This is a genomic window from Paenibacillus sp. A3 (assembly GCF_001399685.1).
In the GTDB taxonomy this organism is placed as follows: Bacteria; Bacillota; Bacilli; order Paenibacillales; family NBRC-103111; genus Paenibacillus_G.
This window is the reverse complement of record NZ_JTHN01000005.1, coordinates 69,479-85,659: the sequence shown is the minus strand read 5'-3', so window position 1 is coordinate 85,659 and position 16,181 is coordinate 69,479. Positions and strand designations below refer to the sequence as shown.

The window sequence follows — 16,181 nt, the reverse complement described above, 5'->3', positions numbered from 1 at the left end:
GCAGAGCTCTGCAAAAAAATTTGCTTCATCAGGTCGTACCGGGGCCGGACAATCGTATGATCCACATTCAAGCGGTTCAGCACCTTGCGCATGTTCACAAACGAGTATTCCGACATGAAGCCGTTGTCGAGCGTCACAGCGAGCATGCGAAGCCCGTACTTTTCCTTGAGCGTATGAATCAGGAACGTGCTGTCCTTTCCTCCGCTGTAGGCAACCAGCGCATCGTACTTCCGGTTCTGCGCCTTGCATTCGCGGATGATTTCATCCAGCTTCGCCTGAAGCTTGGGGAGCGACGGAACGGGCTGTTTCCCGCTCTGCTTGCGGCAAAAGGAGCAGACGCCTTCGGAATCGAACGCGATTCCGGGGTAGGTTTCGGGCATCACGCATAAGGTGCACCGTTTCACGGTTGGGTTCCCCTTTCTGAATTAGCTTAATTCGGACCGGTTGATTTTGAGATTGGCGGTCTTGGGCAGCGGCTCGCGAAAATGGATAGTGTCGGGAATCATGTAATAGGGCAGAACCGATTTGCAGTAGCGGATGACCTCCTTCTCCGTCAACGCAAGCCCCTCTTCCGTGACGACCAGCGCCTTCAAGCTGCTGCCTTTATCCGGATCGTGCCTGCTGATCACCGCAGCCTCAATCACGCCGGGCATCTGGCACAAGCGCTCCTCCACTTCCTCCGGACTGAACCGGAAGCCTTGCGATTTCAGCATCTTGTCCTTGCGTCCGACAAAATACAGGTAGCCTTCCTCGTCAAGCTTTCCGAGGTCGCCGGTATACAGCGCTCCGCCCCGGAACACTTCGTTCGTCTTCGCCGGATCGTTCCAGTAGCCCGGAGAGACGAACGCGCCCCGATGCACGATTTCGCCGGTCTCGCCCGGACCGCACAAGCGGCCGTCCTCGTCTTCGACGGTAATGTCCACGCCGGGCAAAGGCTTGCCCACCGACGGGATTTTGCGTTCGAACTCTTCGGGAAGCAGGCACGTGGAACGAAAAGCCTCCGTCATGCCGTACATCATATAAAATTTCGTCTGCCTCAGCAGAGCCTTTAATTTCATTAGCTCGTCATGGGGAAAAGGTTCGCCGATAATCGAGATGTATCTGAGATGAGGGTATTGGTGCTTCGCCAAGGGAGAGTGTTTTTGGAGGAGCATCCTCCAAAGCGACGGTACGCCGTGGAAGCCGGTAATCTGCTCGCGAAGCATCGTTTCCACGATATCATGAGGGAAAAGGGATTCTTGCAAAACCAAGGTTCCGCCTACATACAGCATGGTGAACAATTGACTGAGCGCGCCGTCGAACGAAAACGGGGTCACGCTGATCAGCCGGTCGATGTGTCGGTTTTCTAAAACCTGAACGGAGGTGACCGTCGCTTCGCTAAAAATCCGATGCGTCACCACGATGCCCTTCGGCTTTCCGGTGGAGCCGGAGGTGTACAGAATCGCTGCCGGATCGTCTGCATGCACTTCTGCCTGAAGGCTGCCCGCGAAATCCGCGCACTGCAAAATGTCTTCCAGCGCATAATCATGTTCATACTCCGACCGGTCTCTGCGCTGCGCCTGCGCCTGAGATAACCTTACGATCAGCTCGATGCTGCTTTCTTCCAGACCGGCTTGGTTCAGAACGCCGATTCTGCTGTCATGAACGAACAGCGCCCGCATCCCGCAATCCATGACGATATGGCGAAGCTGCTCGCTTTTGAAATGCGGATTGATATGGACGACGATCGCCCCCATCTTCATCGCCGCCAAGATGACGACAATTTCTTCGAGGCATTTGGCCGAAAAAATGCCCAGCCGGTCGCCTTTGCGAATGCCTTGAGAGAGCAGAAATCGCGCGAGCCGGGTCGAGGCCTCGTCGGCTTCCCGAAAGGTCAGCCGCCTGTGCTTCTCGATGAACGCTTCCTTCTGCGGATCGTCTGCCGCAGCCTTGGACAACATGTCGGGAATCAGCATACGGCTCCCCGCCTTCATGCCCTTAACCGTTCGACCAGCGACACGACACCATTCATCGTTCCGAGGCTTTCCATGTTCACGTCATCCTCGGAAATGCTTACCCGAAACGTTTCTTCCAGAAAAGAAATCAGATCCAGCACATCCAGCGAGGTCAGTAAGCCTGCTTCGAACAGATTCAGCGAAGGATCGGTTACAGGCTCATGGGTCAGCTCGCGAATATAATCGGAAATTTGTTCTCGTACCGTCATCGGTCTGCGCCTCCCGCAATTTTCCATTTTCCATAAAGGTACAATCAGGTCTGCTTCGTTACATCATCGTTTGCTGCTTCTCCGCTTTCAACGTCTCGATAAAAGCCGGAATCACTTCCAACAGATCGCCTACGATCCCGTATGTAGCCAGATCGAAAATCGGCGCATTCGGATCGGAATTAATAGCAATGATCGTTTCCGCCTCCTCCATCCCCACCGTATGCTGCAGCGCCCCGGAAATCCCGCAGGCAAAATAGACGCGGGGCTTCACAATGCTTCCGGTTTGGCCGATCTGATGGGAAGAATGCATCCAGCCCAGATCCACAGCGGCCCGGGTAGCTCCCACGCTGGCGCCTATCGCTTCGGCGAAATCGTAGATGAGCGGCAGGTTTTCCGCCTTCTTGATCCCCCGCCCCACCGCGACAATCGTATCGGCCTGCAGCAGATTAGCGGGGTCCGCCCGCCCCTTCACGACTTCCAAAATTTCAAGCACCGTCTTGGACACGCGAATCTGCGAGCTCATATCCCTTACGGTGCCGCCGGGCGCGCTTACTTTCGAGGCCGCCCGGAATACGTGCTCCTTGATTGTCGCCATTTGCGGTCTTTGGTGCGGAATGACGATTTTTGCGACGATGCTCCCCCCGTAAGCCGGTCTCGTGACAATCAGGTTGCCCGTTTCCTTGTCGAGCGACAGGCTGATACAGTCGGCGCACAATCCGGTATTCAGCCGTGCGGCGACTCTCGGGAAGATCGAACGGCCGCGCCGGGTGCCGCTTCCGAGCATGATGGCCGGCTTCAGCTCGGCCAGCAGCTCGCTCATGCAGCGGGCTTCCGCGTCCTCCGCATAGGGCTGAAGATTCGGGCTGTCGACCAGCCATACCTCATCGACGCCAAGCTCCAGCAGCTCGCCGGTTAAATGGCCGATCTCGCTGCCGAGGAGTACAGCCGATACGGGCAGCCCTGTTCCTTCGGTCAATTGCCTCGCAGCCCCGATCACCTCTGCCACCGAAGGAACAAGCGCTCCGTCGGCATGCTCCGCGTAGACGCAAATGCCACTAAACGACGCTTCGTTACTCTTAACAGTACGCTTATCGTCCGGTATGGACCAGTCGAGAACGGCGTCTCCGGGCATAAAGTCATCCGGCAAGGAATCGTCGACGATCGCATCCGCCGGGCATACCGGCACGCAGGAGCCGCAAACGACGCACCGGCCGTGATCGACTTGCGCCTGGCCATCCTCCAAGCTCAACGCTTCAAAAGGGCAAAGCTGCACACAGGTTCCGCATCCGATGCAATTCGATTGGAGAATGCGAATTTGGCTCATGTGAAAACTCCTGTTCCTTTGTCGTCGCAGACCCCGATTTTGGACAAAATGCGGGCTGCGCATTGCCGGTTGTCCGCATAGCGTACGATTTCCCCGTCAGCCTTTCGCTCCTTTCCGGCCGGATGGTATACGCCGACGACCCGGGTAGGCGATCCGCTTAGACCGACCCGCCCCGGCTCGATCCCCAAATCGTCTGGGTCCCAAACCGTGATTTGCGCGGTCTTTGCCTTCATCAGGCCCACAACCGATGGAATCCGCGGCTGATTGATATGCTTGCGGATGCACAGCAGCGCTGGCAAAGGCAGCTTGATCATGATTTCGCGGTCCTCCAGCTCCCGTTTGACCACCATTTCCCCGTCGTCATGCGCAGAGCAGATTTCGCTTACGTTTGCCACATGAACGATGCCAAGCTGCTCTGCCAGACTCGGGCCGACTTGGCCGGTTTCCCCGTCCAGCGATTGCTCGCCGGTCAGTACAAGCTGGAAGCCGCTCAGCCTGCGAATCCCCGCCGCCAGCGTATACGAAGTGGCCAACGTATCCGCCCCGGCAAAATCACGGCCCGACAGCAATACGATCCGATCGACGCCCAAGGCGGCGATTTCGCGAAGCTGCTCTTGGCATTTTTCCGGGCCCATCGACAGACACGTCACGGTCCCTCCGTACCGGTCCTTCAATTTCAGCGCTTCTTCCACGGCATAGTAATCGTTCGCGTTGTTCACCAACCGGCTCGCTTCCCGGCTTGTACCGCCCGTTTCTGCGCTTTCGTCCGACATATCCTGCAGCATCACTTGTTTGACGCAGACTGCAATGTTCACCGAAAGCCTCCTCCTTCCCGAATGCTTCAATATCTGGGCCCATGATACATATTATATATTCTTTGGGTAATTTTGGTAGTGACGGATTTCACAAATCTTGTTAACATTCTGCAAACGAAAACGAAATCGCCTGACCGTTCAAGTCGACATGATTAGGGAAAATATAGTGTTAGACTGACCCTTGAGAAAAGGGAAAGCGGTAGCTCAGAACACGAAAATAAAGTTCCAGACTACCGCTGCTTTATTCAACTAACGTTACCCGTTAGCGTAATCTATTTATCGTTAAGGCTGAGAAGACTCCCTCTTCGATAAGGGGGAGATGAATCAGCATCCCTTGTGTATGCATACGAATATATGTTCTATAATTGTCATAAAATCACCAAAGGAGGTAAATGCTCGCATGTTGCATCATAAAGCTATTCGCTTTCGCAACTACCCTACGGAGGAGCAAACGACGCTGATCCATCAGATGTTTGGATGCGCTCGCTTTGTCTTTAAGCACTTCCTTGCGAGGTGGAACGATACCTTCCAAGAAACAGCCCGGAACATGAAAATAAAGTCCCAGACTCCCGCCGTCATTCACGTTCCCCCTTCGTGCATGCTCATGCCGAATAAGGATAATTTTAACATATTGCTCCCCTAATGCAACTGCATCAAAAAAGACGCTCCCGATGGAAGCGTCTTTCACATTTCAGAACAAATGTTCGATTTTTGAAGCAATTAAAATAAAAATCAGCGAATTCGATTTTCATTATTATTAGTATAAACCATTCGTAATTATAAGTCTATACTTTTTCTGGGTATCGTTCTATAGTTTGTATACCCGGCCGGGAAACCTAACAAGTTTCGTTGTGGAAAGGAAAAGGTCTTGTGCAGATCCGTTTATGGAATTCCAATTTGAAAGTCCGGTTAATCGGCGAAGCGCTGTTTAACCTGCTGTTTTGGATGTACTTTCCGTTTATCACTGTCTATTTTGGGACGGCATTAGGCAGCCATATTGCAGGCATTTTGATGTCCATCCCTCCTATATTCAGCATCATGGGAAGCCTGATCGGAGGAGCTTTGGCCGACCGGTTAGGACGGCGCCCCGTGATGCTGCTGGGCGCTTCGCTTCAGACCGTGATGTTTGCCTTATTTGCGATGTCGTCGTCTCATTGGACGGATTATATCGCGTTTATCGGCATTGGGCTCGGTGGAGCCATCTACAGGCCTGCAAGCTCCGCTATGGTGGCCGATCTGGTGCCCGCGCACGAACGTCGCCAGATCTTCGCAACGTTCGTGACGGCCAATAACATTGGCGCAGTGCTCGGACCTGCAATCGGAGCCGTGTTCTTCTTCCATTACCGGCAGGAGCTGTTGTGGACCTGCGCCGCGGTCCTGCTGTTGTACTTGATCGCAATGTATATCGTAGTTCATGAAACGTTGCCGCAATCGGCGAAAAGCACCCCGGAAGTCTCCATTCCGCTTACCCGCGTATTCAAAGATCAGTTGAAAGGATATGGCATCATTTTTCGGGATAAAGTGTTCCTGGTTTATATTTTAGCCGGCATCTTTGCGCTGATCCCCATTATGCAACTGGATCTGTATTTGGCGGTGTATGTGATCAACGAGGTCCCTGCCCAGCCTCTCCTCTCATGGAAGGAGGATTCCCTTGTGCTGTCCAGCACGGAGATCTTTGGCTGGTTGCTGGGGTTAAACGGTCTTTTGTTTGTCCTGTTTGTTTTGCCAGTGACGAGATGGTTCCGACATTGGAAGGAGCGCAATGTATTCATTCTATCCTCGCTATTGTCCGGATTGGGCACATTCGCCCTTGGATTGGGCACCAACCTATGGTACTTGTTTTTCATTACGGTCATCTTCACCTTTGGCGAGCTCGTACGCTCTCCGGTCACCCAAAGCTTTATCAGCCGCTATGCCCCGGAGCATGCAAGAGGACAGTACATGGGAGCCGACAGCCTGCAGGCGACGATCGGCAGATTTTTGGCCCCGGTCACGGTTTTCCTGTCCGGCTGGGTCTCTCCGATGGGAATATTCAGCCTCATTTTGGCGGTTGCATTCCTAAGTATCGCGCTGTACATTCAGTTATTTCGAATCTATGTGGAGCAGCCGGAGGCAGCGGATTGATGTAATCCTAAAAATTAAACGAAATTTAAACTTGAACCTGACTTCAATTTAACCTTGCAACGTTATTCTGGAACAAGAGAGAGGAATTCGAATCAGGAGGGGGTGGAGTATGGGGGACCCTAAGGAGCATGCGGTTGTTTTGTTCGACGGCGTGTGTAATTTTTGCAACCGGTCGGTTCAGTTTATCATCAAGCGCGACCGCAGCGGCTACTTTCGTTTTGCCTCACAGCAGTCGGGCGCCGGCAGCGCGTTGCTTGCAGCCTTCCCCGAAGCCCTTGGAACAGATTCGATCGTACTGATCGAACGGGAGAGGGCGTATACCGAATCGACCGCGGTGCTGCGTATCGCAAGGCGTCTGGACGGATTATGGAAGGCGGCTTACTTGGCTATCGTCATTCCTCGGCCACTCAGGGACCTGTTCTATCGCTGGTTTGCGCGGCGGCGCTATCGCTGGTTCGGCAAGCAGAGCTCCTGCATGATGCCCACTCCTGATATGAGGGAGCGGTTTTTAAGTACGGATTAATTCATTGGAGGGTTGAACTTTGATCTTTCGCGTGCTTCGACAATCGATTCCGGCCACGATACGGTATTTTCTGGCCAGCATGTTCCTTATGTACGGACTCGTCAAGCTGGTCTTCGGACAATTCGGCGAACCGACGGCGGAGATCGCCGCGGCCAAGGGCGAAGGCTTCGCCCTAGCCTGGACGTTCTTCGGGTATTCCAAAGTATACGAAATGTTTATCGGCTTGGGCGAAGTTGGTGCGGCGATTCTGCTGTTGTTTCCAAGGACGGTCACCTTGGGAGCCCTCATCTATTTTCCGATTGCCGTGAATGTTATGCTGGTCAATTACTGCTTTGACATCGGCGTGCAGGATTTGAGTACGGTGCTTGCGGTCATGTGCTTTGTGCTGCTTTGGCTGGACCGGAAGAAATTGCTCCTTCTCGTTTCCCGAAAGGAGATGAAGGCATGACAAGTTTTGTTATCGGGCAATTGCTCTTTATCTTTGCCGTAACGACCGTATATTACTACATCAAGGAACGGATTAAGATGAAAAGAAACGAACGGGCGGGCTTTAAGTAGGCCTGCCCTTGTCAGGTACGGCCCGAGGGCACCTTTGACGCCTCCCGCGCCGTCCCGCGTTTGCCGCCCAGTTTGAACACTACGATGCCGCCGACGATGACAAGCACCCCGATCAGCTTGCTGAATGTAAAAGGAACCTTGTCCAGACCCATCCACCCCAGAGAGTCCCACAACAATGCAAACCCGAGCTGCGCCGCCATAACGATCGAGACGGCAAACGTAGGACCAAGCAGCCTGATCCCCTGCACCAGACAGGTGACCACCCCTACCCCGATCAAGCCGCTAAACCAATACCAAGTCTGCATCGGATGCGGGGCAAATAAATGCGTTCCCTCAACAATCAGACCGAGCGTCAGCGAAGCTAGAAATCCCAGTCCCAACACCAGTGTCGTCGTAGCCCAAGAGCTCGCACGCTCGTTCACCTTGCTGTTAAAAATATTTTGCAGCCCGACCAGCGAGCCTGCGATAAGCGACAAGGACAGCCCTACCATCATAATCGCGTCTCTCCTTTTCCCTGATTGTGCTCGTAAATATTATGACCTGCCAGCGAGCTTAATCCATTCCTGTCTTTCACCACAATAACCCCTTTGCGGCGCTCAACGAGACCTTGGATACAGAACTGCCTGATGACCCGGTTCAAATGCCTGTAGCTTGTTCCTATGAAATTCGCCGCGTCCGACAGACTGACCGCGCTTCCCTGCTCCTCCAATCGGGACTCGGATTCGTCGGACGTGACGGACAACAGATAGCTGGCCAACCGCACTTCCACCGGATACATCAAATTGAAGCTGAGCGAATTGGATTTGACGTAAAATTTCTGCGTAATGATATCGAGCAAAAACTGCAGCAGCGGCGCATGGTCTTTTCCGTAGTTGTGCAACCAGCGGTATTGGACGCCAATCATACAGACCGGCGTTACCGCCTCGACCGTATTGAGGATGGGCGTCCCGCGTACGTATTCGACATCCCCGATCACCTCAAGCGGCGTCTTGAAGGAGAGAACCAGCGTTTTGCCTTCCGATGAGGTCGTATAAATCTTTAACTTTCCGTGAACCAGCACGTACAGATACTCCGGTGCTTGGCCTTGGGTGCAGATGAGATCCCCCGGTTCGAAGCCGTACAGCGACAAATGCGGCCGCAATGGCTCGTGAAATACGGATTCGAGCTGAAATGCACGCAAATAATGTTTCAATTGCTCACGATCTTGAATTTCCTTCATGCTCCGGCCTCCAGCCTCAACTTGCAGCGATCAAAATTTTAGGATGACCACACCGGCGATCATCATGGTGATCCCGATGAACTGCGGCAGCCCCATCTTCTGCTTCGCCACGCCGAACCACCCTTTGCAGTCAATGATGAAGGTCAGTCCCAACTGGGCGATCAGCAAAACGGCAATCGTCAGCGTCACGCCGATCTGATGAATCGCCGTGACGTTGCTGAAAATAACGACCGCGCCGAAAGCGCCGCCGGTCAAATACAGCGGCTTTATTTGCTTGAAGCCCTGCCAACTCCCGTCGCGGACGAAGATCAGAATCAACAGCGCCGCGACGAATCCGGTGAACTGGGTAAGCGTCGCCGCTTGCCATGTGCCGATATCTTGGCTGATCCGGGAGTTGGCTACTCCTTGCAGGGTAATAAAGCCTCCGCCTAAAAACGCAAATAAACTCCCTCGCATGTCTTCCCTCTCCCCAACTATACATTTTTCCATTATTAAATGACAGATCGAAAGATTGGGAAAGGACATATGTCCTGAATTGGCAAGTTGTCGCCGAGCTGAGGCCCGGACAACGCAAAAGAGACCTTCGAGGATTTGAAGGTCTCTGACGTTTATATTAAAAATATTGATTCCGGCGTCACATCTTGCCCTCTTCATTGCCCCAATTGATCATTCTGAGCAGAACCTGATCCCGATCATGAAACCCGTAACCTATGAAAAACGGAGAGGCCATTTTCAGAACAGAAAAATGATTCTCCCGGATCAGCCGATCGATCACTTTCCAGAAAATAATGGACAGGTTGCCTTCCAAATAATCCTGATCTTCCGAATATCCCTTCGGATATGCGTCGCTGTCTGCAAATTCCTGCCAGCCCTCAAAGCCGACTTGCGTGTAGCCCTGAAATTTAAAATCGCCGGTATTATTGGTAAACGGCAGCACATTGGCGCTGGTCATGTACGAATTGGCCATTTGCCAATTCATGCCTTTCTCGATGGATTGAGCGGTAAAGTTTAGCGCTCTCTCGGCTGACCGTTTCGCCTCCATAACAGAGTTCTCTGTCGTGTCAAAGCAGAGAAGCACGTAACCATAGTACGGCTCGGAATCAAAGGCGAAGTAACAGATTTCTTCGTTTGCATGCTCAGCCGAAAACTGCTTTATGGCGGAAACACTTTCCTGGAATAGTCTTTCCTCTACTTCCTTCCAGTCCGGTTCGTTCATTCGGTACCCGACTCCTTTATGCTGTATTGGCAGGGTTTGTCGCGGCCTGCTGCGCTTGTCGCCTTAATTATAGAATGAACGTTCCTGATTTTTCAAATTTCAACAGTCGGCTTTCATCCGGTTGAGCGGCACGCGGACCTAGTGAAATTAGCCTTCACCATATACTTTATCACGAACTTCAATCTTTTAATTCAATGTTTGCTTAGACGAGACGCTTTTGATATAGTAAAAATCTACTTTTGCTTCGTTCGTGAAGGAGGCCTGGAGATGCGGTATTACAAGCCGATCGAGATTGCCAGAGAACTGCACATTAGCACGAGCGCCTTGCGGCATTACGAGTCTTGGGGCGTCGTTCCGGCACCCGACCGCGCACCGAACGGGTACCGCCTGTATACCAAGGTGCATTTGGCTTACTTTCGCTGCCTGCGCGCGATGTTCCCCGCCTTTGGCGTCGGGTTCACTTGCCAAGTGCTTCGCCTCATACAAAGCGGGGATGTGGACACCGCCTTCTGGCTCGTTAACAAAGAGCAGGCAAACCTGTATCACGAAAAAACCATTGCCGACCAGACGCTGGAGCTGATGCAAAATCCGGAGCTCCCGCTCGCTGCGAACAAAAAGCTGAAAACCCACATGAGCATTGGCGAAGTTGCCGCTTTTACCGGAGTGCAGGATTCGGCCATCCGGCATTGGGAGAAGGAAGGACTCATCTCGCCGGAGCGCGATCCCGAGAATGGCTACCGGATTTTTACGCCGATGCATGTGCGGCAAATCTTGCTCATTCGCACGCTGCGCCGGACCGTCTATTTTTTGGAAAATATGAAGGAGATCGTTCAGGCCGTGGAGCATCAAAGCATCGAACAGGCGAAAAAGGTCACGGAAAATGCGCTGGTAAGCATCCATCAACGCAATCGCCAGCAGTTCTATGGCGTGCATCAATTGGTCGAGCTTTGTCAAGAGCTCGGGCTGCAATAAGAATCTACAAATCAACGAGCTGCCGAATGGTTCCTCGAACCGGTTCCCGTCCGAATTTGCCATCTTGGGGAACGATGCGCATCGGCATTCCGTTCACGGGACGCATGACCAGATTCGGGCTAATTTTGGCGTGAGGCACAACGGAAAACCGGTAACGCCGCAGAAGGATCGACAGCACCACTTTCATCTCCTGCATGGCGAAGCCCCAGCCGATACACATGTGCGGCCCTGCGCTAAACGGCAGGAATTCATACGGAGTCCGTTTGATCGCGCTCCAGCGCCAGGGTAAAAAGCGATTCGGCTCTTCATAGAGCTCGGGCAGCCGATGCGTGATGAATTGGCTAAAGTACACATTCGTTTTCGGCGGTATCGTCACCCCTCCCAGCTCACACGAAGCCGTCGTGACCCGGGCTCCAATCGGCGCAGGCGGCAGCAAGCGCAAGCTTTCCTTCACCACGCCTTCGAGTAAAGGCAATTGGTTCAGCTTTTCCAGATTCGGTTCGCTCTCCCCCATCGCCCCGTTCAGCTCCTCCAGAAGGTCGGACATGATGTCAGGGTGCTGGCTCAGCAGAAAAATCGTCCACGTCAGCGCATTGGCTGTCGTCTCATGTCCTGCGACAAACAACGTGAAAGCGTGCCCGACCAACTCTTCATCCGTAAGCCTCGCGCCGTCCTCATCGTGAGCGTGAATCAGAGAGGCAAGAACATCGGCGGCCTCCGGCGCGGATCTTTTCCGCTCGATCAAGGAACGGATAAGGGCATTCAACCGTTCGGCAATAAGCAAAGCCCGGCGATACGGTGTAAAAGGCAGATTCACCGGCGCGAGCGTCACCCATAGAATCGACTTGGTCATTTGCGTAATCAGCGTCCCCATCTCATCCAGCTCTTCTTCGTTAGCCAATCCAAACAGCGTCTTCACCGCAATCCGCTGCGTCAATTTCTTCATTTCTTGATTCAGTTCAATCTCGGTACGCCCCTGCCATTCGTCTGTCAAACGTTCGGTAAGCCGGATCATATCCGTTCCGTACTGCATGATCCGCTCATGATGAAAGGCAGGCTGCATCAGACGGCGATGCTGCTTATGCTTCTCTCCGGACATGAGGATGAGGTTGGTATAGAACATTTTCCCCAAGACGGTTTGCTTCGGGATCTTGACCAGTCCGGAGCTGATCTCGAAGAAACCCGGATTCGTGACGATTTGTTGGTTAAACTCGGGCCCGAAGGCAAAAATGGCGGAAGGTTTGTCCCCCTGGTTTAAGGCGACCAGCTTGCCGTAGGTATCGTATAACCGGTGCTGGTAAGCAAACGGGCTGCGAAAAAAGCGCAGCATGTTTATTTTCCAGCCCAACACCGACCGCGGACCCGGTATGCCCGGCTTTAAGCCGACAGGTCCGGTACCGTTTTTGAGTTTCATCTTAAGCACCTCATGTTTTGTATATTTTGAATAATTTTAATTCATATTATTCATAATATGCAAAAGGATGCTTTGGCTCAACCTTTTTTTCCCTTTTACAAATTGATTCGCTACAAATCATTTAGTATAGTAGTTGCGAGGTGAACACATGAACGGGTACCGGCTTCGTACGGAAAAGAAGAAAGAACTCATTCTCAAAACGACATTCGATTTAATTTTCACTTACGAGCTCGATAAGCTGAGTATCGCCGATATCGCCAGAAAGGCAAATGTCTCTCCGGTTACCATCTATAATTATTTTGGAAGCCGGGATGAGCTTATCCGAATGACATTCATTCATTACATGGATACGACACTGGAAAAGTACGAAGACATTTTAGGGACAGAGATGCCGTTTCAGCAAAAAATGGACCTGATCTTGTGCGACCGCAGCGAAATCGCCAACCAATTGAATGTGAACCTCATTCGAGCAACGGCCGGCGATCCGGCGATCCGCGAATACTTGGAACAGTTTTATCAAAACAAAACCTTGCCTTTTTTCGAAAAATTGATTGCTCAAGGAAAACAGGAAGGCTATATCGACCCGAGTATTTCAATGGAAGCAATAATGTTATATATCCAACTGTTTAAAGAGGCTTTGGCGCGGCCCGGGTTTATGCAGCAAGCCAGTGAATCCATGCTTCAAGACTTGAATCGGCTTTTTTATTTCGGTTTCATCGGGAGATCCCCGGAACATCGCGTTTAGGGTGAGAAAAGGAGGTCAGATGTGGAGCGCCTGAGCGAGGTTATTTGGGTCGAGAAAACGAACTTCGTCGATGAATTGCTGGGCCAAGAACTAGCCGTTAACCCCATACCGGCCGGATTGGAAGCCAACGTGTTGAAGTTTTGTTCCCGTACGGACTGCGCTGTGCTTAAAATATGGAACAAAGCTTCGAATCCGGATGTGCATTTTCAACATAGCCTGCTGGCCGCACTTCGCCACAGAGGTATTTCCGTCTCCATGTCCTATGGGTGGGGATACACCCCTTCCCGACATAAAGTATTGTTGACGAGCTACGATGGCAGCCCGCCTTCAACAGTGACGAGCCGACACGCAAAAGATTTCGCCGACTTGTTGCTGGGACTGCATCAATTATCGGTTCGGGAGCTGGAGCCTGCTCTCCTTAAAACATACGATTTCATTCCTTATTTCTATCCGGGAATTGAAGAGCATCAAGACATCCGGGCCGAACTGCTCCCGTTGGTTACAAGCTCCGGGATGAAACAAAACAAGCTGATCCACGGCGACTTTAATTTGGGCAACATTTTGGACAACCAAGGAAAGTACACCATTATCGACTGGACCAATGCGCAATTAGGGGACGCCAGGTACGATTTGGCTTGGTCGAGCTTCTTAATCCATATCTACAATGGAGAAATGCTGGCCTCTGCATTCCGGAATGCCTACTTATCGGGCAGTGAATTCGATGCCGAGGAAATGCCAAGGTTTGAAGCGATTGCTTGCCTCCGATGGCTGCTGCTTCATAGAACCGCCGATGTCCCCAGAGCCGGGACGACGATCCAGCGAGTCAATGACATCATCACCGGAAATGAGTATTTGAATAGGAAGCTTAGGTTAATGTAAATAACATTGAACGAAATGGGAGGATTTCCATGAGCAAACGTTACCGGATTACAAGAGAATTTAAGGAAAATGGAACTTCGGAGCAAGGCATCTCTTTGGAAGAGTGCAAACGGTATTTTTCGACCAAACCCGACTTTGCCTATACCACGGTGTTTACGGTGACAGGGGCTACCACCATGTCGATTGAGGGAGATTTTTTCATGTGGAGCTTCGGCGATAGCAAGATCCCTTTCCGTCATTACCAGGGAGATATTTACGTATCCGGCTCCAATGAAGCGGTTATCCCCAAGATGATGGAGATTGCTAGCGAATTGGACGCGGATGTGCTGGAAGGATAATCTGGCGGAAAAACGATAGCATGAGGCCATCCCAACGGCTGGGGATGGCCTCAAAAAGCTTATACCCGGCTCTGCCGGTACGCCTCCTTCACCCGCTCGATCTGCACAAGGTGTATACGGACATGTTTGACGCGGTATTCCAGCATTTGACGAAAGGTGAACCTCGCCCCGTCTTCATACACCCCCACCCGCTCGGCTTGTTCGGCTGTCAGATGGGCCAGCACAGGCTGCATATGGGCACGCAGCATTTGAAACAGCAGCAGATACTGCTCGCGGTCCTGCCTCTCATACCCGAGGCTTTTCGCCCATACGTCCTGTTCCCACGACGTGAGCAGCGGCTCGTCCTCCGCCAACACTTTTTTCAGCCTTTGTGTCGAGACCAGCTCGGAATCGGCAAGATGAATGAGAATTTCATGAATGCTCCATTTGTCCGGCGCCGGCATGAAACGAAGCTCCTCTTCCGTCAATCCTTCGACGGCTTTCCGTAGCAGCTCATATCCGCGGCCGTATTCCTCAATCAACGCTTCCACTTTTGGAATTCACCCCTTTTCAGAACTACACTACACTCGCGTCAAGGTCCAAGCGCCAGTCGTTGCATCGCATGGTACTCCCCAGCGGGTATTCGAAGCTGCATTCGGCGACGAACTGGAAGCCCAGCTTCCGGCAATCAGCTTCCGCCCAAGGCTCAATCCGTACTTGCAAGGCATTCGTTTCGTCAGGCATCTCTCTCACTCCTTACCGCAGGATTATCCATATTGTACCAGACGATCCAGTTTCATTCGACAACTTTCGCGCAAGAGAGTGCCGTTTTTCTGCGAGATCCTTCGGATTCCTTCAAGATCCACGTTCCTGCTGTATAGTATTTTTAACACCGCACTTCAAATCCAAAACGTAAGGGGATCGTATTGTATGCAAAAATTAAAACGCCGTTTTTCTTTATCGTTTGCCACTATGCTGTTGACTGCCGTTTTCACGGGACAAGCCGTTATGGCAAATGGAAGCTCCGAAGTGGCAGAAACAGCAAGTGAAGGGATGCAGGCCGCAGCAAGCGCATCGTATTCGTACTCAACCCATAAAGCCAAAGGCATTACGCTTCATATCATGCAAACGCGAGCCGACAACATTACATTCAAAAGCCTTGCCAACAAAAAAAATCTGGAACGCTCCGGCTATGAAGGAATCAACGGCGGATATTTCCCGATGAACGGCGAGCATAAGACATTTTCCATCGCGATCGAAAACGGGGTGCCGCTGATTCCCGCTTCCGAAAAGCCGGGATACTCGGACGGCCGAAGCAATCTGAGCTCCACAGACCCCCGGGGAACGCTTGTATGGAATGGAGACAGCTTCTCCGTGCAAAAGGTGAAGTTTTACACCGAAATCACAGGCACCAACAAAAACAAGCCGTGGTGGGCCCAGGGCGGTGTGTCCATGAATCTGGGTGACTCGAAGTGGAAAACCAAAATCGAAGGAGAAAAACTCCCGAATCCGAACGGAGATGCCCAAAGGTCAGCCATTGTAGGCTACGAAAAGGACGTATACCTCATTGTCACGAATAATGCAACTTCCGCAAGCAATTTCAGGGCCGCAATCCAAGATCGCTTTAAAATTACGGAAACAGACAACGGCACGAGTAAGTATAAAGGAATTTTTCTGGATGGCAGCGGTTCTTCCCAGATGGAAGGCAGAGACTCTAAAGGGAACAAAATAAAAAACGTGACCGGCGATTCAAGACCATTAGTCCAGATCATTACGTTTAAAAAGTAACATCCTTAACGCAGGCCTTGTACTCTTCACGTAAAAAAATCGCCCTCTTGTTTTGCCAAAAAGGCTGAAACAAGAGGGCTTTTC

The 16,181-nt window shown here is 52.0% G+C and carries 19 protein-coding genes and 1 pseudogene; 9 read left to right on the top strand and 11 right to left on the bottom strand.

The features are described from left to right. The 5 genes and pseudogenes from QJ48_RS00375 to QJ48_RS00355 form a co-directional block, all read right to left on the bottom strand. Window positions 1-404 (bottom strand): annotated as a pseudogene (locus QJ48_RS00375) (hypothetical protein); the annotation flags it as partial. A 21-nt stretch (window positions 405-425) separates the two neighbouring features. Continuing rightward, the gene (locus QJ48_RS00370) at window positions 426-1,955 is read right to left on the bottom strand and encodes a class I adenylate-forming enzyme family protein (protein ID WP_054971686.1); all 1,530 of its coding nucleotides are present in this window, start codon (window positions 1,953-1,955) and stop codon (window positions 426-428) included. Window positions 1,956-1,969: 14 nt separating this feature from the next. Next, window positions 1,970-2,203, bottom strand: a complete 234-nt coding sequence (locus tag QJ48_RS00365; protein WP_010494739.1) for a phosphopantetheine-binding protein — start codon at window positions 2,201-2,203, stop codon at window positions 1,970-1,972. A 58-nt stretch (window positions 2,204-2,261) separates the two neighbouring features. Next, the gene (locus QJ48_RS00360) at window positions 2,262-3,527 is read right to left on the bottom strand and encodes an electron transfer flavoprotein subunit alpha (RefSeq protein WP_054971685.1); all 1,266 of its coding nucleotides are present in this window, start codon (window positions 3,525-3,527) and stop codon (window positions 2,262-2,264) included. Next, entirely contained in the window at window positions 3,524-4,342 is an 819-nt protein-coding gene (locus tag QJ48_RS00355) for an electron transfer flavoprotein subunit beta/FixA family protein (RefSeq protein ID WP_054971684.1), read from the bottom strand. The genes QJ48_RS00360 and QJ48_RS00355 overlap by 4 nt, the downstream gene beginning before the upstream one ends. Window positions 4,343-4,661: 319 nt before the next feature. On the opposite strand from QJ48_RS00355, the gene QJ48_RS38410 reads away from it, so the two are divergent. From QJ48_RS38410 to QJ48_RS00335, 4 genes are all read left to right on the top strand, one after another. Continuing rightward, window positions 4,662-4,985, top strand: a complete 324-nt coding sequence (locus QJ48_RS38410) for a helix-turn-helix domain-containing protein (RefSeq protein ID WP_337589611.1) — start codon at window positions 4,662-4,664, stop codon at window positions 4,983-4,985. 227 nt (window positions 4,986-5,212) lie between these two features. Beyond that, window positions 5,213-6,466, top strand: coding sequence for an MFS transporter (locus tag QJ48_RS00345; RefSeq protein WP_054971682.1), 1,254 nt, complete (start codon window positions 5,213-5,215; stop codon window positions 6,464-6,466). Window positions 6,467-6,575: 109 nt separating this feature from the next. Beyond that, window positions 6,576-6,989, top strand: coding sequence for a thiol-disulfide oxidoreductase DCC family protein (locus QJ48_RS00340; protein WP_054971681.1), 414 nt, complete (start codon window positions 6,576-6,578; stop codon window positions 6,987-6,989). A gap of 79 nt (window positions 6,990-7,068) precedes the next feature. Beyond that, window positions 7,069-7,437: a hypothetical protein gene (locus QJ48_RS00335; RefSeq protein ID WP_237762762.1), complete on the top strand. Its 369-nt coding sequence runs from the start codon at window positions 7,069-7,071 to the stop codon at window positions 7,435-7,437. A gap of 121 nt (window positions 7,438-7,558) precedes the next feature. On the opposite strand, the gene QJ48_RS00330 is transcribed toward QJ48_RS00335, so the two are convergent. The 4 genes from QJ48_RS00330 to QJ48_RS00315 form a co-directional block, all read right to left on the bottom strand. Further along, complete coding sequence (locus QJ48_RS00330; RefSeq protein ID WP_054971679.1) at window positions 7,559-8,041, bottom strand: DMT family transporter; 483 nt, start codon at window positions 8,039-8,041, stop codon at window positions 7,559-7,561. Continuing rightward, window positions 8,038-8,766 (bottom strand): Crp/Fnr family transcriptional regulator, encoded by a 729-nt coding sequence (locus tag QJ48_RS00325; RefSeq protein WP_054971678.1) that lies wholly within the window; start codon window positions 8,764-8,766, stop codon window positions 8,038-8,040. Before QJ48_RS00325 ends, QJ48_RS00330 begins: the two co-directional genes overlap by 4 nt. A gap of 30 nt (window positions 8,767-8,796) precedes the next feature. Beyond that, window positions 8,797-9,222, bottom strand: a complete 426-nt coding sequence (locus QJ48_RS00320; RefSeq protein ID WP_054971677.1) for a DMT family transporter — start codon at window positions 9,220-9,222, stop codon at window positions 8,797-8,799. Window positions 9,223-9,400: 178 nt separating this feature from the next. Then, a complete protein-coding gene (locus QJ48_RS00315) occupies window positions 9,401-9,982 on the bottom strand; it encodes a hypothetical protein (RefSeq protein WP_054971676.1) in 582 nt (193 codons plus the stop codon). A 267-nt stretch (window positions 9,983-10,249) separates the two neighbouring features. On the opposite strand from QJ48_RS00315, the gene QJ48_RS00310 reads away from it, so the two are divergent. Next, window positions 10,250-10,954 carry a TioE family transcriptional regulator gene (locus QJ48_RS00310; RefSeq protein WP_054971675.1) on the top strand — a complete coding sequence of 235 codons (705 nt, stop codon included), beginning with the start codon at window positions 10,250-10,252 and terminating at the stop codon, window positions 10,952-10,954. Window positions 10,955-10,958: 4 nt separating this feature from the next. On the opposite strand, the gene QJ48_RS00305 is transcribed toward QJ48_RS00310, so the two are convergent. Beyond that, on the bottom strand, window positions 10,959-12,368 hold the full coding sequence (locus QJ48_RS00305) for a cytochrome P450 (RefSeq protein ID WP_054971674.1): 1,410 nt from the start codon (window positions 12,366-12,368) through the stop codon (window positions 10,959-10,961). Window positions 12,369-12,516: 148 nt separating this feature from the next. Between QJ48_RS00305 and QJ48_RS00300 the strand changes: the two genes are divergently transcribed. From QJ48_RS00300 to QJ48_RS00290, 3 genes are read left to right on the top strand one after another with little or no spacing between them, the layout of a single operon-like run. Beyond that, on the top strand, window positions 12,517-13,113 hold the full coding sequence (locus tag QJ48_RS00300; protein ID WP_054971673.1) for a TetR/AcrR family transcriptional regulator: 597 nt from the start codon (window positions 12,517-12,519) through the stop codon (window positions 13,111-13,113). A gap of 21 nt (window positions 13,114-13,134) precedes the next feature. Continuing rightward, window positions 13,135-13,992, top strand: coding sequence for an aminoglycoside phosphotransferase family protein (locus QJ48_RS00295; RefSeq protein WP_054971672.1), 858 nt, complete (start codon window positions 13,135-13,137; stop codon window positions 13,990-13,992). A gap of 29 nt (window positions 13,993-14,021) precedes the next feature. After that, window positions 14,022-14,330 carry a hypothetical protein gene (locus tag QJ48_RS00290; protein ID WP_054971671.1) on the top strand — a complete coding sequence of 103 codons (309 nt, stop codon included), beginning with the start codon at window positions 14,022-14,024 and terminating at the stop codon, window positions 14,328-14,330. 59 nt (window positions 14,331-14,389) lie between these two features. On the opposite strand, the gene QJ48_RS00285 is transcribed toward QJ48_RS00290, so the two are convergent. Then, the gene (locus QJ48_RS00285) at window positions 14,390-14,860 is read right to left on the bottom strand and encodes a DinB family protein (protein WP_054971670.1); all 471 of its coding nucleotides are present in this window, start codon (window positions 14,858-14,860) and stop codon (window positions 14,390-14,392) included. On the opposite strand from QJ48_RS00285, the gene QJ48_RS00280 reads away from it, so the two are divergent. Then, a complete protein-coding gene (locus tag QJ48_RS00280) occupies window positions 14,772-16,097 on the top strand; it encodes a hypothetical protein (RefSeq protein WP_162238407.1) in 1,326 nt (441 codons plus the stop codon). The genes QJ48_RS00285 and QJ48_RS00280 overlap by 89 nt on opposite strands. Window positions 16,098-16,181 lie beyond the last annotated feature (84 nt).

Bases quoted from the DNA above. Each gene is read 5' to 3' on its own strand.
- QJ48_RS00370 (WP_054971686.1), bottom strand. From the start codon at position 1,955: ATGCTGATTCCCGACATGTTGTCCAAGGCTGCGGCAGACGATCCGCAG.
- QJ48_RS00365 (WP_010494739.1), bottom strand. From the start codon at position 2,203: ATGACGGTACGAGAACAAATTTCCGATTATATTCGCGAGCTGACCCAT.
- QJ48_RS00360 (WP_054971685.1), bottom strand. From the start codon at position 3,527: ATGAGCCAAATTCGCATTCTCCAATCGAATTGCATCGGATGCGGAACC.
- QJ48_RS38410 (WP_337589611.1), top strand. From the start codon at position 4,662: ATGAATCAGCATCCCTTGTGTATGCATACGAATATATGTTCTATAATT.
- QJ48_RS00340 (WP_054971681.1), top strand. From the start codon at position 6,576: ATGGGGGACCCTAAGGAGCATGCGGTTGTTTTGTTCGACGGCGTGTGT.
- QJ48_RS00335 (WP_237762762.1), top strand. From the start codon at position 7,069: ATGTTCCTTATGTACGGACTCGTCAAGCTGGTCTTCGGACAATTCGGC.
- QJ48_RS00330 (WP_054971679.1), bottom strand. From the start codon at position 8,041: ATGATGGTAGGGCTGTCCTTGTCGCTTATCGCAGGCTCGCTGGTCGGG.
- QJ48_RS00325 (WP_054971678.1), bottom strand. From the start codon at position 8,766: ATGAAGGAAATTCAAGATCGTGAGCAATTGAAACATTATTTGCGTGCA.
- QJ48_RS00320 (WP_054971677.1), bottom strand. From the start codon at position 9,222: ATGCGAGGGAGTTTATTTGCGTTTTTAGGCGGAGGCTTTATTACCCTG.
- QJ48_RS00315 (WP_054971676.1), bottom strand. From the start codon at position 9,982: ATGAACGAACCGGACTGGAAGGAAGTAGAGGAAAGACTATTCCAGGAA.
- QJ48_RS00310 (WP_054971675.1), top strand. From the start codon at position 10,250: ATGCGGTATTACAAGCCGATCGAGATTGCCAGAGAACTGCACATTAGC.
- QJ48_RS00305 (WP_054971674.1), bottom strand. From the start codon at position 12,368: ATGAAACTCAAAAACGGTACCGGACCTGTCGGCTTAAAGCCGGGCATA.
- QJ48_RS00300 (WP_054971673.1), top strand. From the start codon at position 12,517: ATGAACGGGTACCGGCTTCGTACGGAAAAGAAGAAAGAACTCATTCTC.
- QJ48_RS00290 (WP_054971671.1), top strand. From the start codon at position 14,022: ATGAGCAAACGTTACCGGATTACAAGAGAATTTAAGGAAAATGGAACT.
- QJ48_RS00280 (WP_162238407.1), top strand. From the start codon at position 14,772: ATGAAACGAAGCTCCTCTTCCGTCAATCCTTCGACGGCTTTCCGTAGC.